The organism is Spirochaetota bacterium (genome assembly GCA_026414805.1).
Taxonomy (GTDB): domain Bacteria; phylum Spirochaetota; class UBA4802; order UBA4802; family UB4802; genus UBA4802.
This window is the reverse complement of sequence record JAOAIH010000120.1, coordinates 1-3,990: the sequence shown is the minus strand read 5'-3', so window position 1 is coordinate 3,990 and position 3,990 is coordinate 1. Positions and strand designations below refer to the sequence as shown.

The following is a 3,990-nucleotide window of genomic DNA, read 5'->3' as shown; positions in this document are numbered from 1 at the left end:
ACTATACCACGTGCGTATATCTGTTGTACTTGGCTTTAGGTATATGCGTAAAAAATTCCAATTTATTTGACTGCCGCCTCCTGTACCACTGTGATTACTCTTGCAAGTGTTTCTTCTTTACTTGGCACGCTTGCTTGCTAGTAAAATAGATGTTTTTCACAAAACTGTTATTTTTCTTATTTAATGTTATCTAATGATAAACAATAGTGTTTTTACACCACCCCTTGTGGCAAGCTATTACTTAATGTATTTTTTATACTATCCACAGCTTGGTCTTTTGGTTTTATGTAAATTGTATTCTGTTCTTTTTTAAGCTGAGTAAAAGTATATCCAAAACCTGCATGAGCAAAGAAGTTACGAGTGTCTACATTAGTATCAGGTTGGTAGTTTTCGCCCATGTTTATTTTTCCATAGTCATTGTATATGTGTGGAATTGACATTTTATTGTCAAAAGCTTTTATTTTTTCTACCTCACGGTAAATACGCGAAGTAGCTATTTGGTTGTCTTTCAATACGTTCATGAGTGAATATATTAGTGAAAGTTTTATTTCATTGTATTGTGCAATTGAATATTTTGTTGCAAGCAATTGTGCAAATAGCCAGTTTTGTAATAGAGTAATAAAGGTGCTGGTAAAATCAACTTGTTGCTGAATGCATAGTTTGTTAGTGGTGCGAATATTGAAATATTTAAAGAACAATTCAACAATATTTTCAACAGTTGTGTGTAATATATTTAAGTCAGGAAAAAAATAAATCATAAAAATTGGCGCAGCATTACAGGCTGCTCCTGCAAAGGGGTATATTGTATTTTCAAGTAAATTTCTAAAATTTGGAATAGTGTGTTTCATATTATCTTGCAGCATTTTATTAATGTCAGCTTTAAGGCAGTTGTCCAAGTTATGTGAAATTCTAAGGGGTAATGTATCCCGATGCTTATAGATTACCAACTGAGGCATTACTTTTACTTTTTCAATCTGGTTAATGGTAAGGTTAATATTTTCAGCGCCAACAAATGGATCGCTGTTGAGCACTACAAAGGTAATATTGAAAAAATGAGCAAGTATTGTGCATATATCTTTGATGGTGCGGTATGTAATCATGGTCATGTAATTTATGCCGTGAGTAATATCAACATATATTTCAATAGTATCATCATTATTAGTTTGTGCGATAGCAATCACAGTCTTTGCCAGGAAAAAATATATATATGAAAAAAAGTTGTTAGGATTGCCAATGAACTGTGTATGTCTAAATGTCCCCACTGCAGGAGCCACTAACACAGAAACTGAGTGATACATTGATGCAGGGCAAAAATTTTGGGTGGCAGTTTTAATAAATTCAAACGTGCTATCGTGCACTTTTTTACATAATTCAGAGTAAGAAATATCTTGATGGTATTGGGTGGGATTTGCAGCTATCTCATTTTCTATGAGCGTGTCGGCTACTATTATAATTGATTTATCAGGCTTAATTTCGGTGTAAAGTAGTGGCAACGTAGTTGAAGAATCAATACTATTGTTATTATATGAGTAAGTAACTCTTCTCCACGCCTGGTAATTTCCCCAAATTTCAATGAGTAGTTTCATTGTGCTCTACTGTTTTACTATATGCTGCAGTGCATAGTTGTTAGGCTAATTGCCAGTAACTATCGCCCATAAAATTATATATATTTACTACTATAGTTTGCTATGGTCAAGTTAAAATTTGTGTGATAGTGTTGAACATGCGTTAAAATGAAAATTTTTTAAAAATAATACCAATAATTATAAACAATAAAAAGTCAAATTATATAGAAATTAAAATGGGAGGGTTACCAATGACAAAAACACAACATTTTGCAAAACAGATGCATAACCGTGGCATAACACATACAATGGTGGAGCTAGTTGAGCTATTTGGTTATCAGGTTGGCGATAGGGTAATACTTGACAAAAAGCAGATACACCAGCTGTTGCACCGCATCAATGTGGTACGGGATGAGTTGATAAAAATGTACCAGAAAGGTGGGGTGGCAGTGGTTGAAAAAAATGGAAGTATGATAACTGCATTCCCAATAACACAAAGAATGGGAAGGGTAAAACAAAAATATAAATGGGGGGGCTGATTGCTTTTGTAGCCGCAGGCTTTACTGCCTGCGTGCTTCAACTTTTTTTACGGAGGGTAGTATGTCGGATATATATTTAATTTCAGATTATGGCAAGCTATATAAAAATAATCGGGTTTTCAACTTTTTATTTCCTGATGGTACGGTGTCAAAATTTTTCCCACATAATACTCAGCGCATATATATAATAGGGAATATAGAAATAACCCCCGAGGCGCTAAAATTGCTTATGCACTATAAAATTGAAGTGGTGTTTTTGAATAAAAATGGCCTGTTCAATGGCAAGATAGTATTTGATGACAGCAAAAATGTATTGTTGCGCAAAAAGCAATATGATAAACTCAACAATGAGCAATTTATTTTGCAATGGTGTAAAAACATTATAGACGGAAAAATACGCAATCAGCTAGTATTTGCAAACCGTATAAAACGAAAACATAAAGAAGTAACACGCTTAAGTGATTGTGTTGAAATAATGAAGCAAATTATTGAAAAGATTCCCAATGCTGCACATACCAATGAGTTGCGTGGCTATGAGGGTGCAGCATCAAGGATGTATTTTGTTGCATTAAAGCATGCCCTGGTACCACATTGGGCCCAATTTGATGGAAGAAGTATGAACCCGCCGCGTGATAACGTTAATGCAGTGCTTAGTTTTACCTATACGTTGCTCAATCATTTAATTGAAAGCTATTTGCTTGCAGAAGGTATGGACACTTACGTTGGGTATTTGCATACTGTTGAATATGGTCGTAAATCGCTTATTTTTGATTTAATGGAAGAGTTTAGATCGCCACTATGTGATACATTGACGGTATCACTATTTAATTTAGGAATTTTAAACCCTGAGGATTTTCGCACAATAGATTTTTCAAGCGATAGTGAAGAATATCCATTAGAGCCAATGGATGAAGAAGATGACAAAGTGACAACTCGCAAAGGAGTGCTTTTAACTAAAGATGGACTAAAGAAGGTAATAGAAAAGTTTGAAGCAAAACTTGAGGAAACTTACTACTATATGCCACTACAAAAACAACTATCGTACCGTAAAATAATAGCACAACAGGTGGCACATTGCAAGCGCGTCATCAATGACGAAGAAAAAGAATACAGGCCATTTGAGGTAAAATGAAATATTTAATTTGCTATGATATACGTCATCCTAAACGATTAAACCGTGTGGCAAAGCAGCTTGAAAAAATGGGCATACGGGTGCAATATTCTTTTTTTAATGTTGAGATGGATAATGAAATGTTGGATAATTTGATTAAAAATTTGATGACACTCATAGAACCAACACAAGATAAGATATACGTATATCCACTATGTTCAGAGTGTCGTAAGAAAGCTATCATAGATGGAACAGGTCAGTTGCTTTCATTGGATACGTTTTTAATTTTATGAGATAGTAACTGTAAAAATAAACACAAGGTACAGCATGGAAACCTGGCTGGTGATATACGACATCCGTAATGAAAAGCGCCTAAGACGCATAGCAAAGATGGTGGAGCGATACGGGGTGCGTGTGCAAAAGTCAGTATTTGAAGCTATGTGTAATGAAACCACAATACAGCGGATGCGTAGCGAAGCAAAAACAATACTTGAAAAAGAAGATTCATTAATAATTATACCCTTATGTGCAAGCTGCTGGCAAAAGAAAAAACAATATGGGGTTACTACTGAGGGTATAGGTGAGTATAAACAATTTTATGTATTATAAAATTGAGATAATTATAAAAAGTAAAAAAGTGCTTGACAAATTGCTAAAATTAAGTTGTAAAAGAGCCAAAGCGGTAAAATAGTGACAGATCTTTGAAAACTGTATAAATAGAAGGGGCTTTTGGCTCCGCCAACCTAAGAAAGTGACATAAAACAGCCATTTTTGG

General features: G+C 34.4%; 5 protein-coding genes. 4 read left to right on the top strand and 1 reads right to left on the bottom strand.

Annotated elements, in window-relative coordinates; translation table 11 throughout:
* Nucleotides 1-212: 212 nt before the first annotated feature.
* Entirely contained in the window at nucleotides 213-1,586 is a 1,374-nt protein-coding gene (gene csx1 / locus N3F66_14665) for a CRISPR-associated CARF protein Csx1 (protein MCX8125388.1), read from the bottom strand.
* 230 nt (nucleotides 1,587-1,816) lie between these two features.
* Here csx1 and N3F66_14660 point away from each other — a divergent pair, with 230 nt between their 5' ends.
* The 4 genes from N3F66_14660 to cas2 (N3F66_14645) all read left to right on the top strand — a co-directional run bounded on the left by N3F66_14660 (nucleotide 1,817) and on the right by cas2 (N3F66_14645) (nucleotide 3,824).
* The gene (locus N3F66_14660; GenBank protein ID MCX8125387.1) at nucleotides 1,817-2,104 is read left to right on the top strand and encodes a hypothetical protein; all 288 of its coding nucleotides are present in this window, start codon (nucleotides 1,817-1,819) and stop codon (nucleotides 2,102-2,104) included.
* Between the two features lie 61 nt (nucleotides 2,105-2,165).
* Entirely contained in the window at nucleotides 2,166-3,236 is a 1,071-nt protein-coding gene (gene cas1 / locus N3F66_14655; GenBank protein MCX8125386.1) for a CRISPR-associated endonuclease Cas1, read from the top strand.
* The gene (cas2, locus tag N3F66_14650) at nucleotides 3,233-3,508 is read left to right on the top strand and encodes a CRISPR-associated endonuclease Cas2 (GenBank protein MCX8125385.1); all 276 of its coding nucleotides are present in this window, start codon (nucleotides 3,233-3,235) and stop codon (nucleotides 3,506-3,508) included. Before cas1 ends, cas2 (N3F66_14650) begins: the two co-directional genes overlap by 4 nt.
* Before the next feature lie 34 nt (nucleotides 3,509-3,542).
* On the top strand, nucleotides 3,543-3,824 hold the full coding sequence (gene cas2, locus N3F66_14645) for a CRISPR-associated endonuclease Cas2 (protein ID MCX8125384.1): 282 nt from the start codon (nucleotides 3,543-3,545) through the stop codon (nucleotides 3,822-3,824).
* Nucleotides 3,825-3,990 lie beyond the last annotated feature (166 nt).